Raw genomic sequence first — 18,813 nt, 5'->3', positions numbered from 1 at the left:
TAGCTAAAATCTTTGCATAAGATTTGACGAACCACTAGTAAAAAGGGCATCATTTGATGCCCTTTTTCTGCGCTAAAAAAAGAGTTGCGTGAAATCACAGCAACTTTGTCTCTTAGCAAAGAATAAAACGATCATTTTTGACTAAAATGACTGTTAGATGTGTTGTTCTGCAACGCAAAGGAATGTGCCCTGCAACAGCGGGGTTATTGTCGTCTATATTTAAGACTTATCACAGGTTGGTTTTATGAAAGCAAACGCTGAGACTCCTGATAGCTCAAGTGCAGCAGATACAATGAAGTGGATTGTCGCTTTTGTTCTGCTAGCCGCCGCTGTTGTGGGTAATTACCTGTATGGTGAATTATCAGTTGTAATTCGCGCTGCAGGTGTAGTTGTGCTGATTGCTGCCGCACTAGGCGTTGCAGCAACGACAACTAAAGGTAAAGCTGCGATCGAATTTGCAAAAGAATCTCGTATGGAGATTCGTAAAGTGGTTTGGCCTACACGCCAAGAAACTATGCAAACCACATTGATCGTTCTAGCTGTAAGTATTGTTATGGCTCTAGCACTATGGGGCATCGACGGCATTATGGTTCGTCTTGTTGCCTTTGTGACTGGGGTATAGAGGGTTCTGATTCATGAGTGAAGCTCCAAAAAAACGTTGGTATGTAGTTCAAGCCTTCTCTGGCTTTGAAGGTCGTGTGGCTCAATCGCTACGCGAACATATTAAAATGCACAACATGGAAGAACTGTTTGGCGATGTGCTAGTACCTACTGAAGAAGTAGTGGAAATGCGCGCGGGTCAACGTCGTAAGAGTGAACGTAAATTCTTCCCTGGCTACGTATTAGTTCAGATGATCATGAATGACGAATCATGGCACTTAGTACGCAGCATTCCGCGTGTTATGGGCTTCATTGGTGGCACCTCTGATCGTCCTGCACCAATCACTGACAAAGAAGCTGATGCGATTCTGAACCGTCTAGAGAAAGCGAGCGAAGCTCCACGTCCTAAGACTATGTTCGAAGCTGGTGAAGTGGTTCGTGTGAACGATGGTCCATTTGCTGACTTCAACGGTACTGTTGAAGAAGTGGATTACGAGAAGAGCCGCATTAAGGTTTCTGTATCGATCTTTGGTCGTGCAACTCCTGTTGAGCTTGAATTCGGTCAGGTTGAAAAACTGGACTAAGACTCGAATAGTTGAACAAAGTTGTGGATAACTTATTGGCAACTTGTTCAAATTAAAAGAGTATAAAAAATCACCTTTTTAGGGTTGTTTAAGGCGCGAATTATGATTATAATTTCGCGCCTTTTTACTTCTGAGGAAGTAAAAAGCTTAATTCAAATTATGGGGAGCTTGCCTTGCGGCTAGCGCATGTACCCAAATATTAGGAAATATCATGGCTAAGAAAGTTGAAGCTTATATCAAACTGCAAGTTGCAGCTGGTATGGCAAACCCGTCGCCACCGGTTGGTCCTGCTCTAGGTCAACACGGTGTTAACATCATGGAATTCTGTAAAGCGTTCAACGCAAAAACAGAATCTGTTGAAAAAGGTCTACCGACTCCAGTAGTTATTACTGTATACAACGACCGTTCTTTCACGTTCGTAACTAAGACTCCACCTGCTGCTGTTCTTCTTAAGAAAGCTGCTGGCGTTAAGTCTGGTTCAGGTCGTCCAAACACTGAAAAAGTGGGTACTGTAACTGACGCTCAAATCCAAGAAATCGCAGAAACTAAAGCTGCTGATATGACTGGTGCTGACATCGAAGCAATGAAGCGTTCAATCGCTGGTACTGCTCGTTCAATGGGCCTAGTGGTAGAGGGTTAATAAGATGGCAAAACTTACTAAGCGTATGCGCGTAATCCGCGAAAAAGTTGACGTAACTAAAGAGTACGAAATCAACGAAGCTGTTGCTCTTCTTAAAGAACTAGCTACTGCTAAATTCGTTGAGTCTGTTGATGTTGCTGTTAACCTAGGCATCGATGCTCGTAAATCTGACCAAAACGTACGTGGCGCTACTGTGCTACCTCACGGTACTGGCCGTGAAATCCGCGTTGCTGTGTTCACTCAAGGTGCAAACGCAGAAGCAGCTAAAGAAGCTGGCGCAGATGTTGTTGGTATGGAAGATCTTGCTGAGCAAGTGAAGAAAGGCGAAATGAACTTCGACGTAGTTGTTGCTTCTCCAGATGCAATGCGCGTTGTTGGTCAACTAGGTACTATCCTAGGTCCACGCGGCCTTATGCCAAACCCTAAAGTTGGTACTGTAACTCCTAACGTTGCTGAAGCTGTTAAGAACGCTAAAGCTGGTCAGGTTCGTTACCGTAACGACAAGAACGGCATCATCCACACTACTATCGGTAAAGCATCTTTCGAAGCTAACCAGATTCAAGAAAACCTTGAAGCTCTGCTAGTTGCTCTTAAGAAAGCTAAGCCTTCTTCAGCGAAAGGTACTTTCCTGAAGAAAGTAAGCATCTCTACTACTATGGGTGCTGGTGTTGCTGTTGATCAGGCTAGCCTGAACACTCAAGCAAACTAATTTGCTTAGGCGCAGATTTAGTGTATAATTCTGCGCCTAATATTTGTGGTTGGGTGATTTCTGAAGCAATTCGAGTCATCTATCCCAAGACCGTAGGCGCTGTGCTTTTCGGAGTTATAGCTTAATAAAACCTACGTAGGCGATGCCTAATTTAAATGAAGTGATTCATGTTTATTAGCATCGTAAACGCTCATTACACACTGTAATGAGTGCTGTAATCACAACCAGAGGTTAAACCAAATGGCTTTAAATCTTCAAGACAAAAAAGCAATTGTTGCTGAAGTCAACGAAGCAGCTAATGGTGCACTTTCTGCAGTTGTAGCTGATTCTCGTGGCGTTGAAGTTGGCGCAATGACTTCTCTACGTAAACAAGCTCGCGAAGCGGGTGTTTACATGAAAGTTGTTCGTAACACACTAGCACGTCGTGCGGTTCAGGGTACTGACTACGAGTGTCTAACAGACACTTTCTCTGGTCCAACTCTGATCGCGTTCTCTAACGAGCACCCAGGTGCTGCAGCGCGTCTTTTCAAAGACTTCGCTAAAGAGAACAAAGATTTCGAGATCAAAGCTGCTGCATTTGAAGGCACAGTTACTGATGCTGAAGTACTAGCGACACTACCAACTTACGACGAAGCAATCGCACGCCTAATGATGTGCATGAAAGAAGCTTCTGCAGGCAAGCTGGTTCGTACTATCGCTGCACTACGTGACCAAAAAGAAGAAGCAGCGGCATAAGCCTTGCTTTTCACTGGTTGCAAATTAAACTTATTGTTGACTTAAAAGAGAATTGTTATGTCTATTACTAACGAGCAAATCCTAGACGCAGTTGCAGAAATGTCTGTAATGCAAGTTGTTGAGCTTATCGAAGCTATGGAAGAGAAATTCGGCGTATCTGCTGCAGCTGCTGTTGTAGCTGGCGGTGCTGCTGGTGGCGAAGCTGCTGCTGAGCAAACTGAATTCGACGTAATCCTAACTGCTGCTGGTTCTAACAAAGTACAAGTAATCAAAGCTGTACGTGGCGCAACTGGCCTAGGTCTTAAAGAAGCTAAAGGTCTTGTAGACTCAGCTCCAGCACCTCTAAAAGAAGGCGTTGACAAAGCTGAAGCTGAAGCTCTTAAAGCACAGCTAGAAGAAGCAGGCGCTTCTGTTGAAGTTAAGTAATTATTACTTAATTTCTTAGCCTAACGGCTATTGGCTGGTGGTTAAATAACCACCGGCCTTTTTGCGCTGTAGGGCTATGACGAATTTTCCCGCTGTTTAAACGTCATAACCTGAGCAAAAAAACGATTACCTTTCCAAGATAATCGTTCACTACAGTAAACAGCTGTTAGTCACTACCCCCTCCGAGGAGTGTTTCGGGTAGTTTGGGTCACTTATCAGCGAGCTGAGGAACCCCATGGTTTACTCTTATACCGAGAAAAAGCGCATCCGTAAGGACTTTGGTACTCGTCCACAAGTTTTGGACATTCCATACCTGTTATCGATCCAGCTTGATTCTTTCGACAAATTCATCGAACAGGATCCTGAAGGTCAATACGGTCTTGAGGCTGCTTTTCGTTCTGTATTCCCAATTCAGAGCTACAACGGCAATTCTGAGCTGCAATACGTTAGCTACCGTCTTGGTGAGCCAGTTTTTGACGTTAAAGAATGTCAAATCCGCGGTGTAACTTACTCAAAGCCACTACGCGTTAAACTACGTCTAGTTATCTTTGATAAAGATGCGCCAGCAGGTACTGTAAAAGACATTAAAGAACAAGAAGTCTACATGGGCGAAATTCCGCTTATGACAGACAATGGTACTTTCGTAATCAATGGTACCGAGAGGGTTATCGTATCCCAGCTGCACCGAAGCCCAGGCGTGTTCTTCGACAGTGATAAGGGTAAAACCCACTCATCAGGTAAAGTTCTTTATAACGCACGTGTAATTCCTTACCGTGGCTCATGGTTAGACTTTGAGTTCGATCCTAAGGACAACTTATTCGTACGTATCGACCGTCGTCGTAAGCTACCAGCTTCAATCATCCTTCGTGCACTAGGTAAGTCGACAGAAGAGATCCTGGATCTATTCTTCGAGAAAGTGAACTTCGAAGTGAAAGACCAAACTCTACTAATGGAGTTGGTTCCAGATCGTCTACGTGGTGAAACTGCGTCATTCGACATCGAAGCAAACGGCAAAGTTTACGTTGAGACTGGTCGTCGTGTTACTGCTCGTCACATCCGTCAACTTGAAAAAGATGGCGTTGAACACATCGAAGTACCAGTAGAGTACATCGTTGGTAAAGTTGCATCGAAAGATTACATCAACGAAGCAACTGGCGAGATCATTGTTGGTGCTAACCAAGAGATCAGCCTAGAGGCACTTGCTAACCTATCTCAAGCAGGTCACAAAGCTCTAGAAGTATTGTTCACGAATGACCTAGACCATGGTCCATTCATGTCAGACACTCTACGTGCAGACAGCACTGTAGATCGTATCTCTGCGCTTGTAGAAATCTACCGCATGATGCGCCCTGGCGAGCCACCAACAAAAGAAGCTGCAGAAGCTCTATTCGAAAGCCTATTCTTCTCTGAAGAACGTTACGACCTATCAACTGTAGGCCGTATGAAGTTCAACAGCTCTATCGAGCGTGAAGAAGAAGAAGAGCGCGGTACGCTAGACGAATCAGACATCATCGAAGTGATGAAGAAGCTGATCGCTATCCGTAACGGTAAAGGTGAAGTTGATGATATCGACCACCTAGGTAACCGTCGTATCCGTTCAGTAGGTGAAATGGCAGAGAACCAATTCCGTGTTGGTCTAGTTCGTGTAGAACGTGCTGTTAAAGAGCGTCTAAGCCTTGGTGACCTTGATGCAATCATGCCTCAAGACCTAATCAACGCTAAGCCTATTTCTGCTGCTGTTAAAGAATTCTTTGGCTCTTCACAGCTTTCACAGTTCATGGACCAAAACAACCCATTGTCAGAAGTAACGCACAAGCGTCGTATTTCTGCTTTAGGTCCAGGCGGTCTAACTCGTGAACGCGCAGGCTTCGAAGTACGTGACGTTCACGTAACTCACTACGGTCGTCTATGTCCGATCGAAACGCCTGAAGGTCCAAACATCGGTCTAATTAACTCGCTATCTGCATTTGCGCGTTGTAACGACTACGGTTTCCTAGAGACTCCGTACCGTCGCGTAGTAGATGGTGTTGTAACAGACGAAGTAGATTACCTATCTGCAATCCAGGAAGGTCAATTTGTAATCGCGCAGGCGAACACCGTTCTTACTGAAGAAGGTACGTTCGCAGATGAGCTAATCACTGCTCGTCAAAAAGGTGAATCTGGTCTTCACCCACGCGACCACGTTGACTACATGGACGTTGCGACAAACCAAGTAGTATCTATCGCTGCATCGCTTATCCCGTTCCTAGAACACGATGATGCGAACCGTGCATTGATGGGTGCGAACATGCAACGTCAAGCAGTTCCAACTCTAAAAGCTGATAAGCCTCTAGTTGGTACAGGTATCGAACGTAACATCGCAGTAGACTCTGGTGTAACAGCCGTAGCTAAACGTGGTGGTATGATTCAGTCTGTAGACGCTTCTCGTATCGTAGTTAAGGTTAACGAAGATGAGCTAGTACCTGGCGAAGCTGGTATCGACATCTACAACCTAACTAAGTACACGCGTTCTAACCAAAACACATGTATTAACCAACGTCCTACCGTGCTTCCAGGTGAACCTGTATCACGTGGCGACGTACTAGCTGATGGTCCTTCAACAGACCTTGGTGAGCTAGCACTTGGTCAAAACATGCGTATCGCATTCATGCCTTGGAACGGCTACAACTTCGAAGACTCGATCTTAGTATCTGAGCGCGTAGTTCAAGAAGACCGTTTCACGACTATCCACATCCAAGAACTATCTTGTGTGGCTCGTGATACTAAGCTGGGCTCTGAAGAGATCACAGCTGATATTCCAAACGTAGGTGAGTCTGCTCTGTCTAAACTAGACGAGTCAGGTATCGTTTACATTGGTGCTGAAGTTAAGGGTGGCGACATCCTAGTTGGTAAAGTAACACCTAAAGGTGAAACTCAACTGACTCCTGAAGAGAAGCTACTACGTGCAATCTTCGGTGAGAAAGCATCTGATGTTAAAGATACTTCTCTACGTGTACCAAACTCTGTTTCAGGTACGATCATCGATGTACAAGTCTTCACTCGCGATGGCGTAGAGAAAGACAAGCGTGCACTTGAAATCGAACAGATGCAACTGAAAGAAGCGAAGAAAGACCTAACTGAAGAGTTCCAAATTCTTGAGGGTGGCCTTCTTAACCGTGTTAAAGCTGTTCTTCTGTCTGGTGGTTACTCTGAAGCTAAGCTTGATGCAATCGGCCGTAAGAAGTGGCTAGAGCAAGCACTAGAAGACGACGCGCTACAATCACAGCTTGAGCAACTTGCTGAGCAGTGGGATGAGCTAAAAGCTGACTTCGATAAGAAGTTTGAAACTAAGCGTCGTAAGATCACTCAAGGTGATGATCTAGCGCCTGGCGTACTGAAGATTGTTAAGGTTTACCTAGCAGTTAAACGTCGCATCCAGCCTGGTGATAAGATGGCGGGTCGTCACGGTAACAAAGGTGTAATCTCTAAGATTAACCCTGTTGAAGACATGCCATACGATGAGAAAGGTCAACCGGTCGACATCGTACTGAACCCACTGGGTGTACCATCGCGTATGAACATCGGTCAGATCCTAGAAGTACACTTAGGTCTGGCTGCGAAAGGTATCGGTGACAAGATCAACCAAATGGTTAAGGAACAACAAGAGCTGCACAAGTTCCGTGAGTTCCTACAGAAGGTTTACGATCTTGGTGATACTCGTCAGAAAGTTGACATTGCTGAACTGTCTGATGATCAAGTTCGTACTCTGATCAAGAACCTACGTGGCGGTCTACCGATTGCTACTCCTGTGTTCGATGGTGCTTCTGAAGCGTTAATCAAAGAACTACTTAAACTGGGTGACCTACCAGAATCTGGTCAGCTAACTCTGTTTGATGGTCGTACTGGTGATGCGTTTGAGCGTCCTGTAACTGTTGGTTACATGTACATGCTGAAACTAAACCACCTTGTTGATGACAAGATGCACGCTCGTTCAACTGGTTCTTACAGCCTAGTAACTCAGCAACCACTTGGTGGTAAAGCTCAGTTCGGTGGTCAGCGTTTCGGTGAGATGGAAGTATGGGCACTAGAAGCATACGGTGCTGCTTACACGCTTCAAGAAATGCTAACAGTTAAGTCGGATGACGTTAACGGCCGTACTAAGATGTATAAGAACATCGTAGATGGCAACCATAGCATGGAACCTGGTATGCCAGAATCGTTCAACGTACTGTTGAAAGAGATCCGCTCGCTAGGTATTAACATCGAGCTAGAAGACGAAGAGTAATCCCTTCTTTCTTTATAGAGAAAAGCGATTATTTGGTTGAAGGTGCTCACTTTTGCGGGTGAGCTCCTTTTAACTCCTTACAGGAGCTGATTGTGAAAGACTTATTAAACTTTCTAAAAGCGCAGCATAAGACCGAAGAATTTGATGCAATCAAAATCGGTCTATCTTCACCAGACATGATCCGTTCATGGTCTTTCGGTGAAGTTAAAAAACCTGAGACGATCAACTATCGTACGTTCAAACCTGAGCGCGATGGTCTGTTCTGTGCGCGTATCTTTGGTCCAGTTAAAGACTACGAATGTCTTTGTGGCAAATACAAGCGTCTGAAACACCGTGGTGTTATCTGTGAGAAGTGTGGCGTAGAAGTTACACAAACTAAAGTTCGTCGTGACCGTATGGGCCACATCGAGCTTGCTTCACCAGTTGCTCACATCTGGTTCCTAAAATCGCTACCGTCTCGTATCGGTCTACTAATGGATATCCCTCTACGTGATATCGAACGTGTTCTTTACTTCGAAATGTACGTAGTAACTGAACCAGGTATGACTGATCTAGAAAAATCTCAGATGCTTACTGAAGAAGAGTATCTGGATCGTCTAGAAGAGTGGGGTGATGAATTCACTGCTAAGATGGGTGCAGAAGCGATCAAAGATCTGCTTGCAACAATGGACCTTCATCAAGAAGTGGAAGAAATGCGCGAAGAGTTGGAAACAACTAACTCTGAAACTAAGCGTAAGAAGATCACTAAGCGCCTGAAGCTAGTTGAAGCGTTCATTGCATCGGGTAACGATCCGCAATGGATGATTCTGACTGTACTTCCGGTTCTTCCGCCAGATCTACGTCCTCTAGTACCTCTAGATGGCGGTCGTTTTGCGACTTCAGATCTGAACGACCTTTACCGTCGTGTGATCAACCGTAACAACCGTTTGAAGCGTCTTCTAGAGCTAGCGGCTCCAGACATCATCGTACGTAACGAAAAGCGTATGCTGCAAGAGTCTGTTGATGCCCTTCTAGATAACGGTCGTCGCGGTCGTGCGATCACAGGTTCGAACAAGCGTCCTCTGAAATCTCTTGCTGATATGATCAAGGGTAAACAGGGTCGTTTCCGTCAGAACCTTCTAGGTAAACGTGTAGACTACTCTGGCCGTTCTGTAATCACAGTAGGTCCATACCTTCGTCTACATCAGTGTGGTCTTCCTAAGAAGATGGCACTTGAGCTATTTAAGCCGTTCATCTACAGCAAGCTAGAGACTCGTGGCATGGCTACGACAATCAAAGCTGCTAAGAAGATGGTAGAGCGCGAAGAAGCTATCGTTTGGGATATCCTAGACGAAGTAATCCGCGAACACCCAGTACTGCTTAACCGTGCACCTACACTTCACCGTCTAGGTATCCAAGCGTTTGAACCAGTACTAATCGAAGGTAAAGCGATCCAGCTTCACCCACTAGTGTGTGCGGCATATAACGCCGACTTCGATGGTGACCAAATGGCGGTACACGTGCCTCTAACTCTAGAAGCACAGCTTGAAGCACGTACACTGATGATGTCGACAAACAACATTCTGTCGCCAGCGTCAGGTGATCCGATCATCGTACCTTCTCAGGACGTTGTATTGGGTCTTTACTACATGACTCGTGACAAGATCAACGTGAAAGGCGAAGGTATGTACCTTGCTGGCCCTGCAGAGGCTGAGAAGGCATACCGTACTAAGACTGCTGAGCTACACGCTCGCGTTAAAGTTCGTATCACTGAGACTGTTAAAGACGAAGATGGTAACAGCACAACTGAAACGAAGATGGTTGATACAACTGTCGGCCGTGCAATGCTATGGCAAATCGTTCCAGCGGGCCTACCGTTCAGCCTAGTTAACCAAAAGCTTGGTAAGAAACAGATTTCTAACCTGCTTAACGAGGCTTACCGTAAGCTTGGCCTGAAAGACACTGTAGTCTTTGCTGACCAAATCATGTACGCAGGTTTTGCATACGCAGCACTTTCTGGTGTTTCTGTAGGTATCAACGACATGGTTGTACCTCAAGCGAAATACGATGAGATCGAATCTGCTGAAGAAGAAGTTCGTGAAATCCAAGAGCAATTCCAATCTGGTCTTGTTACTGCGGGTGAGCGTTACAACAAAGTTATCGATATCTGGGCGTCTACGAACGACCGCGTTGCGAAAGCGATGATGGATAACCTATCTTCTGAAACTGTTATCAACCGTGACGGTGAAGAAGAGCAGCAAGAATCGTTCAACAGCATCTACATGATGGCCGACTCGGGCGCTCGTGGTTCTGCAGCTCAGATTCGTCAGCTAGCAGGTATGCGTGGTCTGATGGCTCGTCCAGATGGCTCAATCATCGAGACACCGATCACTGCGAACTTTAAAGAAGGTCTAAACGTACTTCAGTACTTTATCTCAACGCACGGTGCTCGTAAGGGTCTTGCGGATACGGCACTGAAAACAGCGAACTCGGGTTACCTAACTCGTCGTCTAGTAGACGTTGCTCAAGACGTTGTAGTACACGAACATGACTGTGGCACGCACGAAGGTATCGACATGATGCCTCACATCGAAGGTGGTGACGTTAAAGTTGCACTTTCTGAGCTTGCTCTAGGTCGTGTAGTAGCTGAAGACGTTCTTAAGCCTGGTTCTGAAGATGTTCTAATTCCACGTAATACTCTGATTGATGAGAAGTGGTGTCAGATCATGGAAGACAACTCTGTAGACAGCATCAAAGTACGTTCAGTTGTAACGTGTGACGCTGACTTCGGTTGTTGTGCACAGTGTTACGGTCGTGACCTAGCACGTGGTCACCTAGTGAACCAAGGTGAAGCAGTTGGTGTTATCGCTGCACAATCTATCGGTGAACCGGGTACACAGCTAACGATGCGTACGTTCCACATCGGTGGTGCGGCATCTACTGCAGCAGCAGAGAACAGCATCCAAGCTAAGACTACAGGTACGGTTAAGCTACACAACGCTAAATTCGTTATCAACAAAAACAAGAAGCTTGTAATCACTTCTCGTGCATCTGAACTAACCATCGTTGATGAGTTCGGTCGTACGAAAGAGAAGCACAAACTTCCTTACGGTTCTACGCTGACTAAAGGTCACGAAGATTCAGTTGATGCGGGTGAAGTAGTAGCTAACTGGGAAGCGCACACTATGCCAATCATCACTGAAGTGGCAGGTCGCATCCAGTTCGTAGACATGATCGATGGCGTAACAGTTTCTCGTCAGACAGATGACCTAACAGGTCTATCTTCTTCTGAGGTAACTGATGCAGCAGCGCGTCCAGCAGCAGGTAAAGATATGCGTCCAGCTATCAAACTTGTTGATGCAGCAGGCAACGACGTAATGATCCCTGGTACTGATATGCCAGCTCACTACTTCCTACCTGGTAAAGCGATTGTAAACATCGAAGATGGCGCAGAAGTTGGCATTGGTGACACTCTTGCACGTATCCCTCAGAAATCTGGCGGTAACAAAGATATCACCGGTGGTCTACCACGCGTAGCAGACCTATTCGAAGCTCGTAAGCCTAAAGAGCCTGCGATCCTTGCTGAGCACACAGGTACTGTATCTTTCGGTAAAGAAACGAAAGGTAAGCGTCGTCTAGTTATCACTCGCGAGGGTGGCGAAACTTACGAAGAGATGATTCCTAAGCATCGTCAACTGAACGTGTTTGAAGGTGAGAAGATTGAACGTGGTGATGTAATCGCTGACGGTCCAGAAACTCCACATGACATCCTACGTCTACGTGGTATTCACGCTGTGACTCAGTACATCGCGAACGAAGTTCAAGAAGTTTACCGTCTACAAGGCGTAAAGATTAACGATAAGCACATCGAGACTATCGTTCGTCAAATGCTACGTAAGTGTACAATCACGCACGCAGGTGACTCTGAGTTCCTACCTGGAGAGCAAGTTGAATACTCACAAGTTAAGATTGCTAACCGCGCTCTAGAAGCGGAAGGTAAAGAACTAGTACGCTTCGAGCGCGAACTACTAGGTATTACTAAAGCATCTCTAGCAACTGAGTCGTTCATCTCTGCGGCATCGTTCCAGGAGACAACTCGCGTACTAACAGAAGCTGCGGTTTCTGGTAAGCGTGATGACCTACGTGGTCTGAAAGAGAACGTAATTGTTGGTCGTCTGATCCCAGCTGGTACTGGTTTCGCATACCACCAAGAGCGTCAAGCTAAGCGCGAAGAAGAGCAAGAAGGTCCTTCAGCTGAACAAGCTACTGACAACCTAGCTGCACTTCTAAATGCAGGCTTCTCTTCTGACGAGTAATCGTTAAGAGCTTAAAAGAAAAGGCACCTTCGGGTGCCTTTTTTGTTTTTGGGTGAAAGGAAAGTGTCATTCCATCGTGTAAGAGGGAGCGAGTAGGGAGTCACCTCTAACTCTCACCATTTAAAGAGAACCCAAATTATGAGCTTTTACTATTGGGAAATGCTGTTCTAAGAACGCAAAAGGGCTGACGTCATAAACGCCAACCCTCACGATTTAATCTTCTTTTCGTTTCTTGCTTATGCGCCTGGCGGAATCGCTAAACTGTCGGCAATAAGCTGAATCAGATGGTCTTCTACTTCAAAACGCACTTCAAGTAGCTCTCCAACCTTCGACATGTCGACCTCGAAGTTCGGCAACTCATCGTCTGCACTTACTTTTACGTATTTATCGTTGAACTCTAGCAGCGGCTCAGTGGTGAGAACGATCTTCGCGTAAGTCGTGTCGATTTCGTCATTGGTTTTAAAGCCAGTCGCTTGCCATTTTGCCATGACCATATCGTAGATCTTAAAATGACCTTCAGAGATATAATCGACAACGTGATCGCAAAATGAGCTGATTTCTTTAGGAGAAGGGAGTTCAACAACGTTTGATTGCCCGTTAGCTGGCTGAAGGGTACCTAGCTTGCAATACTCGACGATTAGAGACTGTCGAGTTTCGAGCCAATGATCGATGACCTCATTCGAGCCACCCCATTGTTCTTGTACTTGTTTAAATTTATTTAGCATGACCATGTCCTCATGATCTGATCACAACCTTGTGATCATGATAAGTGCTTAAGTAGGGGTCCATTTGTTATACGCTACTAAAAGTAATAGCCTGAATTAATATCGGCTACAACTCTAGTATGAAATTAGATTGCCAGTAAAATGAACGAACTGCAAGCAATGAGGCATAGGGATGTTAAAAAAAAGTGACGGTAAGATGACTGACAAAGCGTACTGGTGTGTCGTGTCGGGAAGCGATATTTGGACCATAGAAGGCCGCTTACCACTTGGCACTGCTGTGGATTTTGAACTCAATATCGAACACGCGATATGCATTGGTCAGTATCAAAATCATCATGTTTACTGGCTAAATGACTCTGACAGCGATCTTCAATTTGAGATGCAAAGCCTGCGTGAATTGCTGCACTGGCCTGAGGCTCTGTTTCTGCTCGCTAGCAAAGCGATTCAGTACGGTCACATGAGCCAAAGCATGCGTTTTTGCCCACAATGTGGCGGACGCAATCACCTCAATCATAATCAAGTGGCGATGCAGTGCGGTGATTGTCGTACGTTACACTATCCAAGAATCTTTCCATGCATCATTGTCGCTGTAAGGCACGACAATAAGATTTTACTTGCTCAGCACCCACGACACAAAACCGGGATGTATACGGTGATAGCGGGCTTTCTAGAGGTCGGAGAGACTCTCGAACAGTGTGTTGCTCGTGAAGTGAAAGAAGAAACAGGAATCGATGTGACTAACATCCGATACTTCGGCAGCCAACCTTGGGCTTTCCCTTCTAGTATGATGATGGGCTTTCTTGCCGACTATGCTGGTGGTGTGTTGAAACCAGATTACAGCGAACTGTCTGATGCTCAATGGTTTACGAAAGATTCTATGCCAGAAGTCGCGCCGAAAGGGACTATTGCAAGAGCGCTGATTGAGCAGACAATTGAAGATATCGCTGCGGATTAAACCTGTCTGAAACGTATGGATTGGCCTACAGGAGTATTTGGCCTATGGGTGGTCAAATACCTAAAAAAAACCCTCCACAAGTGGAGGGGGTAAGTAAGATGTCGTTATGAGATGCTGAGTTGTAGGAACTCAGTGTTATAATTGTAATTTTCGCTAGCGAACAAATTTTTAACATGTGCCTATGATTGGGTGCAAATTAAGCATTGATTTAAAAGTTAATAACTTGATCTAGGTTGCAAAGCACACAGCTTTTACCCTGCAATCAGTGTTAGAATACACGCCAACAACTAGACAAGATTGAATTGGAATTTACGGAATGACCGAATTAAAAAATGATCGCTATCTACGCGCACTCTTAAAACAGCCTGTTGATTACACGCCAGTATGGATGATGCGCCAAGCAGGTCGTTATCTTCCAGAGTACAAGGCAACTCGTGCTGAAGCGGGTGATTTTATGTCGCTTTGTAAGAACGCTGAACTGGCATCTGAAGTAACGCTTCAACCTCTGCGTCGCTTCCCTCTTGATGCAGCAATCTTGTTCTCAGATATTTTGACGATTCCTGATGCGATGGGTCTTGAGCTGCGCTTTGCTGCGGGTGAAGGTCCGGTATTTGATAAGCCAATTACTTGTAAAGCAGACGTAGAGAAAATTGGCCTGCCAGATCCAGAAGGTGAACTGCAATACGTAATGAATGCAGTACGCCAGATCCGCAAAGATCTAAATGGTGATGTTCCACTGATCGGTTTCTCTGGTAGCCCGTGGACACTAGCGACTTACATGGTTGAAGGTGGCAGCTCGAAAGCGTTCACTAAGATCAAGAAGATGATGTACGCAGAACCTCAAACTCTGCACCTGCTTCTAGACAAGCTAGCAGACAGCGTTATCGAATACCTAAACGCGCAAATCAAAGCGGGTGCTCAATCAGTTATGGTATTTGATACTTGGGGTGGTGTACTGACTCCTCGTGATTACAACCTATTCTCACTACAATACATGCATAAGATTGTTGATGGTCTTATCCGTGAAAACGACGGTCGTCGCGTACCAGTGACGCTATTCACTAAGAACGGCGGCATGTGGCTAGAGCAGATCGCAGCGACGGGCTGTGACGCAGTTGGTCTAGACTGGACTATCAACATTCAAGATGCGGTTAAGCGCGTGGGTGATAAGGTTGCACTGCAAGGTAACATGGATCCTTCTATGCTTTATGCTTCTCCAGAGCGTATCCGTGAAGAAGTCTCTACGATTCTTGAAGGCTTCGGTGACGCGGGTACTGGCCACGTATTTAACCTTGGTCACGGTATCCACCTAGACGTGCCGCCAGAAAATGCAGGCGTGTTCGTAGAAGCGGTACATGAACTGTCTAAGCCTTACCACAAGTAACGCTTAAAATAGGATTTTCGCCAAAGCCCCTCACTATTGCAGTGAGGGGCTTTTTTGTTTCTCGGAGTTTCACAGGTGCCCCGATAATTTTCGACTATGATCTACATAACGTGGAAATTCGAAGGAGTTGAGTATGTTGAGAGTGGGTTTTGCTTGGTTATTGAGTGCAATGCTGGTTTCTGGTTGTGCTTCGGACGTGGCGACCGATTACGACTCCTCGGTCGATTTTAGTGGTTTTTCTACCTATCAGTATCATGAGGATCCCAATACGCCAGTGACCTTAGATGGCGCCCGAATTAAGAAAGCGGTCGACAAAGAGATGGCTTTGAGAGGTATGCGCCTATCCGAATCCGATGGTCAGTTGACGGTCTACTATGAGATTTTAGAGGCGTCTGAGTTGCTAGCTGATGGGCCAACCTTTAGTTTTGGCTTTGGCACGGGCAGTATTAATAGCCGCTATGGTGCTGGCGTTAGTACGCCAACTCGAGTCAAAGAGAAGAAATACGGCAAGCTCAGTGTGAACTTGATTGATACACAAACTAACGACGTGGTGTGGCGCTCCGTCTCTCAAAGACAGCTAACTGAAACCATGGACTCTGAAGAGCGAAATGAATTCGTTCAAGATCAGGTGCAGCAGATGTTTGAAGAGTACCCAATTGCAGCGCCACAAGTGAAGTAAACCGCTAGTACCCTTTGTCGAAATCGATTTGGTATTTGAGCTGAAAGCCATCGCGCCAAGACTGGTAGTTGTTAGCAAATATCTCGACAACCTGTCGCGGTTCACTAAGAGCCGCAATATGGGGCGTGATAGTGATTTGAGGCAGCCCCCAGAAAGGGTGCTCTTTTGCTAGAGGCTCGCTTTCAAATACATCTAGGAAGGCGTGTTCGATCCAGCGGTTTTTAAGTGCTAACAGAAGGCCTGCTTCATCGAGTGTACTGCCTCGGCCTACATTAAAGAGTAATGCACCTTGGCAATGACTGAGCAATTTACCATCAAGCAGCTTGTTGGTTTGTGGCGTCGAGGGCAGGGTATTGACGATGATATCCGCTTGTTTGAGAGCGACGTGTGCTTCGTTGATGTGGTAAGTGCTATCAAATGAAGTTTGACGTGGTGGTATGCCAGTGCGGTTAACCCCTATCGCTTGAATACCGAAGGCTTGCGCCACCTTGGCGAGGTGACTGCCAATTGAACCTGTACCAAGGATCACCATGGTACGTCCGCTGAGTGATTGATAAAGCTGTGGCTGCCATTGCTTTTGAGCTTGCTGCTGGTGGTAGTGTTGAAAGTGGCGGTAGTGGCTGATGCTGTATCCCATGACATACTCAGCAATGAGTGACCCAAAGATGCCTCTGACGTTGGTGAGTGTGTAATCCTGACGAAGCTCAGGGCTAGCTAGCGCGTTGATACCCGCATATGTGCTTTGCAGCCAATCCAGCTTGGTGAACTCGTTCAGACGTTGAGCAACTATAGGTGGAGCCGCGAGTACAATGTCAGCCTCCGCGGCGTTTTCGGTGATTTCTAGGTCGGGTAAGGCGTGTTCAAGGACCAGTTGTTGATAGGTCTCGTCGTGCTCGGTGAGAATATAGAGTTTATTGGTGAAATTGTTCATCGGCTTACCTTTTTTCCCTAAGGTTTATCAAGTACACTTTCGCTGTCTTTTTCTGCAACTATTGAGTAACTATGCTACAGAATCCACTTCAGGTTCGTCTTGAAAAACTAGAACCTTGGCAACAAATTACTTTCATGGCGTGTCTGTGTGAGCGTATGTACCCTAACTATGCCATGTTTTGTGAGAATACAGAATTTGCCGAAGCACGAATCTACCGTGATGTGTTAGACAGTGTCTGGGAAATCCTAACGGTAAAAACCGCGAAGGTGAACTTTGAGCGTCAACTAGAGAAAATTGAAGAGCTATTCCCGAGTGCAGAAGATTTCGACTTCTATGGTGTATACCCTGCAATGGATGCGTGCCAAGGTCTTGCTACACTGCTGCATGGTTTGTTGGACCGTGAACACTTATTTGAAGCGGTGATTAAGGTTAGCCAACAGTCGGTTAAGACGGTCGCGGATCTTGAGTTTGCTCAGGGTGCAGACGAAGTGACTAACCAGAATCAAAAAGAGAACGAAGCAGTATGTGAAGAGTGGGACGTTCAGTGGGCTATCTTCCGTCCTCTACGTGAAACCACAGAGCGTGATATTGAACTGATTAAAGATTTACGTCATGAATTACGTGAAGAGCCGGTCAGCAATATTGGCGTTGCTATCTAAGCTTACGATTGAATAGTAAAGATAAAGGCTCCCTCGGGAGCCTTTATTGTATGCGTTTGATTACGCTTTCTTATCTGCTGAAGAAACTTCAGAGTCTTGTTGAACCTCAGCTTCGGCTTCAGTTTTTTCCTCGGTCTCTGGTTCTTCTTTCTCTTCGAGCTCTTCTTCATGCTCGTCATCGCGGCTTTCGATTACGCCGTGGGTCTCTTTCCAGTTTTCCCAACGTTGAAACGCCAGTTCTTGCATGTCAGTGTTCTTGTCAGCTTCATCGACAATCTCTTGGCCTACTAAGTGCTCAAAGATGTCTTCAAGGGTAATAATACCTTGGATGGTGCCGTACTCATCGACCACCATTGCCAGTTGAAGACGCTTAGCCATCATCTGGTCAAAGGCTTTTGGTAATACTAGGTTGTTGAGCAACACGTGAATTGGTCGTGTTACATCACCCAGTGATTTCTCACCGCTGCCTGCTTGTTGTAGTTTGAACAGCTCTAGACGGTGTACGAAGCCAATGATGTTGTCACTCTGCTCGCTGTAAACCAGTGGGCGAGAGAATGGCGTCTCTTTGTGCTCAGACAGAAACTCATTAATCGTCATCTCGGCATCAACACGAAATACGACAGGACGAGGAGTCATTACCTGAGTCACAGGGACATCTTGAATGCCTAATAGGTTGCTCAGGATCTTTGATTCACCTTCTGCAAACTCACCGCTCTCTTTTGCTAAGATCGCCATTGCAGATAACTCGTCGCGCATTTTTGGCGCTTCGTGGCCACGTGCTAGACGCTTAGTAATCTGCTCAGAGAACCATACAAAAGGTGTAAGGAAGAACACCATCCAACGTAAAACTCTTGAAGATGCAGGCGCAAGCTGACGCCAGTAAGTTGCACCAATGGTCTTAGGAACGATTTCTGATAGCACTAGAATGCCTAACGTAAGTACGGCAGAGAAAACACCCAACCACTGGCTACCAAATACAACTGCCGCCTGCGCACCCGCTGTCGCGGCACCGATAGTATGCGCGATGGTGTTGAGCGTTAGGATAGAAGCAAGTGGTCTATCAATGTCTGTTTTCAGTTTGTCGAGCGACTCAGCTGCAGGGTGGCCTTGTTGCTTGAGTTGAGCGATGTAGCTCGGACTGATACTCAGTAACACAGCTTCCAAAACAGAACAGATAAAAGAAACTCCAATCGCAATGGAGACGTAGATAGTTAGCAGCAGCATGTT

General features: G+C 45.9%; 15 protein-coding genes. 12 read left to right on the top strand and 3 right to left on the bottom strand.

What is annotated here, in order from left to right:
- Positions 1 to 244 precede the first annotated feature (244 nt).
- From secE to rpoC, 8 genes are all read left to right on the top strand, one after another.
- Complete coding sequence (gene secE, locus KI743_RS12250; protein WP_032549907.1) at positions 245 to 622, top strand: preprotein translocase subunit SecE; 378 nt, start codon at positions 245 to 247, stop codon at positions 620 to 622.
- A 13-nt stretch (positions 623 to 635) separates the two neighbouring features.
- Positions 636 to 1,184, top strand: a complete 549-nt coding sequence (gene nusG / locus KI743_RS12245; RefSeq protein WP_032549909.1) for a transcription termination/antitermination protein NusG — start codon at positions 636 to 638, stop codon at positions 1,182 to 1,184.
- Between the two features lie 211 nt (positions 1,185 to 1,395).
- Positions 1,396 to 1,824, top strand: coding sequence for a 50S ribosomal protein L11 (rplK, locus tag KI743_RS12240; RefSeq protein ID WP_026084318.1), 429 nt, complete (start codon positions 1,396 to 1,398; stop codon positions 1,822 to 1,824).
- 4 nt (positions 1,825 to 1,828) lie between these two features.
- Positions 1,829 to 2,533, top strand: coding sequence for a 50S ribosomal protein L1 (gene rplA / locus KI743_RS12235; protein WP_032549910.1), 705 nt, complete (start codon positions 1,829 to 1,831; stop codon positions 2,531 to 2,533).
- Between the two features lie 240 nt (positions 2,534 to 2,773).
- Positions 2,774 to 3,268, top strand: a complete 495-nt coding sequence (gene rplJ / locus KI743_RS12230; RefSeq protein WP_285466591.1) for a 50S ribosomal protein L10 — start codon at positions 2,774 to 2,776, stop codon at positions 3,266 to 3,268.
- A gap of 57 nt (positions 3,269 to 3,325) precedes the next feature.
- A complete protein-coding gene (rplL, locus tag KI743_RS12225) occupies positions 3,326 to 3,694 on the top strand; it encodes a 50S ribosomal protein L7/L12 (RefSeq protein ID WP_032549912.1) in 369 nt (122 codons plus the stop codon).
- Positions 3,695 to 3,929: 235 nt separating this feature from the next.
- Complete coding sequence (gene rpoB, locus KI743_RS12220; protein WP_032549913.1) at positions 3,930 to 7,958, top strand: DNA-directed RNA polymerase subunit beta; 4,029 nt, start codon at positions 3,930 to 3,932, stop codon at positions 7,956 to 7,958.
- Between the two features lie 92 nt (positions 7,959 to 8,050).
- Complete coding sequence (gene rpoC, locus KI743_RS12215; RefSeq protein ID WP_285466590.1) at positions 8,051 to 12,253, top strand: DNA-directed RNA polymerase subunit beta'; 4,203 nt, start codon at positions 8,051 to 8,053, stop codon at positions 12,251 to 12,253.
- A 236-nt stretch (positions 12,254 to 12,489) separates the two neighbouring features.
- On the opposite strand, the gene KI743_RS12210 is transcribed toward rpoC, so the two are convergent.
- Positions 12,490 to 12,984 (bottom strand): Rsd/AlgQ family anti-sigma factor, encoded by a 495-nt coding sequence (locus KI743_RS12210; protein WP_032549915.1) that lies wholly within the window; start codon positions 12,982 to 12,984, stop codon positions 12,490 to 12,492.
- A 166-nt stretch (positions 12,985 to 13,150) separates the two neighbouring features.
- Between KI743_RS12210 and nudC the strand changes: the two genes are divergently transcribed.
- From nudC to KI743_RS12195, 3 genes are all read left to right on the top strand, one after another.
- Entirely contained in the window at positions 13,151 to 13,933 is a 783-nt protein-coding gene (gene nudC / locus KI743_RS12205) for an NAD(+) diphosphatase (protein WP_150869417.1), read from the top strand.
- 316 nt (positions 13,934 to 14,249) lie between these two features.
- Positions 14,250 to 15,317 (top strand): uroporphyrinogen decarboxylase, encoded by a 1,068-nt coding sequence (hemE, locus tag KI743_RS12200; RefSeq protein ID WP_032549917.1) that lies wholly within the window; start codon positions 14,250 to 14,252, stop codon positions 15,315 to 15,317.
- 133 nt (positions 15,318 to 15,450) lie between these two features.
- The gene (locus KI743_RS12195; RefSeq protein WP_285466587.1) at positions 15,451 to 15,996 is read left to right on the top strand and encodes a DUF4136 domain-containing protein; all 546 of its coding nucleotides are present in this window, start codon (positions 15,451 to 15,453) and stop codon (positions 15,994 to 15,996) included.
- Positions 15,997 to 16,000: 4 nt separating this feature from the next.
- Here the strand turns inward: KI743_RS12195 and KI743_RS12190 are convergent, their stop codons facing one another.
- Positions 16,001 to 16,927, bottom strand: a complete 927-nt coding sequence (locus KI743_RS12190; RefSeq protein WP_285466586.1) for a D-2-hydroxyacid dehydrogenase — start codon at positions 16,925 to 16,927, stop codon at positions 16,001 to 16,003.
- Between the two features lie 71 nt (positions 16,928 to 16,998).
- Here KI743_RS12190 and KI743_RS12185 point away from each other — a divergent pair, with 71 nt between their 5' ends.
- Positions 16,999 to 17,586, top strand: a complete 588-nt coding sequence (locus KI743_RS12185; RefSeq protein WP_032549920.1) for a YjaG family protein — start codon at positions 16,999 to 17,001, stop codon at positions 17,584 to 17,586.
- Between the two features lie 60 nt (positions 17,587 to 17,646).
- Here the strand turns inward: KI743_RS12185 and KI743_RS12180 are convergent, their stop codons facing one another.
- Positions 17,647 to 18,810 (bottom strand): CNNM domain-containing protein, encoded by a 1,164-nt coding sequence (locus tag KI743_RS12180; RefSeq protein WP_285466584.1) that lies wholly within the window; start codon positions 18,808 to 18,810, stop codon positions 17,647 to 17,649.
- Positions 18,811 to 18,813: the final 3 nt, after the last annotated feature.

Source organism: Vibrio sp. D420a (genome assembly GCF_030248625.1).
GTDB lineage: Bacteria > Pseudomonadota > Gammaproteobacteria > Enterobacterales > Vibrionaceae > Vibrio > Vibrio fortis_A.
This window is presented reverse-complemented; position numbering and strand designations above follow the sequence as displayed.

Coding starts and splice junctions, on each gene's coding strand:
- nudC (WP_150869417.1), top strand. CDS start 13,151: ATGTTAAAAAAAAGTGACGGTAAGATGACTGACAAAGCGTACTGGTGT.
- KI743_RS12180 (WP_285466584.1), bottom strand. CDS start 18,810: ATGCTGCTGCTAACTATCTACGTCTCCATTGCGATTGGAGTTTCTTTT.
- secE (WP_032549907.1), top strand. CDS start 245: ATGAAAGCAAACGCTGAGACTCCTGATAGCTCAAGTGCAGCAGATACA.
- rplL (WP_032549912.1), top strand. CDS start 3,326: ATGTCTATTACTAACGAGCAAATCCTAGACGCAGTTGCAGAAATGTCT.
- KI743_RS12185 (WP_032549920.1), top strand. CDS start 16,999: ATGCTACAGAATCCACTTCAGGTTCGTCTTGAAAAACTAGAACCTTGG.
- KI743_RS12190 (WP_285466586.1), bottom strand. CDS start 16,927: ATGAACAATTTCACCAATAAACTCTATATTCTCACCGAGCACGACGAG.
- rpoB (WP_032549913.1), top strand. CDS start 3,930: ATGGTTTACTCTTATACCGAGAAAAAGCGCATCCGTAAGGACTTTGGT.
- rplK (WP_026084318.1), top strand. CDS start 1,396: ATGGCTAAGAAAGTTGAAGCTTATATCAAACTGCAAGTTGCAGCTGGT.
- rplJ (WP_285466591.1), top strand. CDS start 2,774: ATGGCTTTAAATCTTCAAGACAAAAAAGCAATTGTTGCTGAAGTCAAC.
- nusG (WP_032549909.1), top strand. CDS start 636: ATGAGTGAAGCTCCAAAAAAACGTTGGTATGTAGTTCAAGCCTTCTCT.
- KI743_RS12195 (WP_285466587.1), top strand. CDS start 15,451: ATGTTGAGAGTGGGTTTTGCTTGGTTATTGAGTGCAATGCTGGTTTCT.
- rplA (WP_032549910.1), top strand. CDS start 1,829: ATGGCAAAACTTACTAAGCGTATGCGCGTAATCCGCGAAAAAGTTGAC.
- KI743_RS12210 (WP_032549915.1), bottom strand. CDS start 12,984: ATGGTCATGCTAAATAAATTTAAACAAGTACAAGAACAATGGGGTGGC.
- hemE (WP_032549917.1), top strand. CDS start 14,250: ATGACCGAATTAAAAAATGATCGCTATCTACGCGCACTCTTAAAACAG.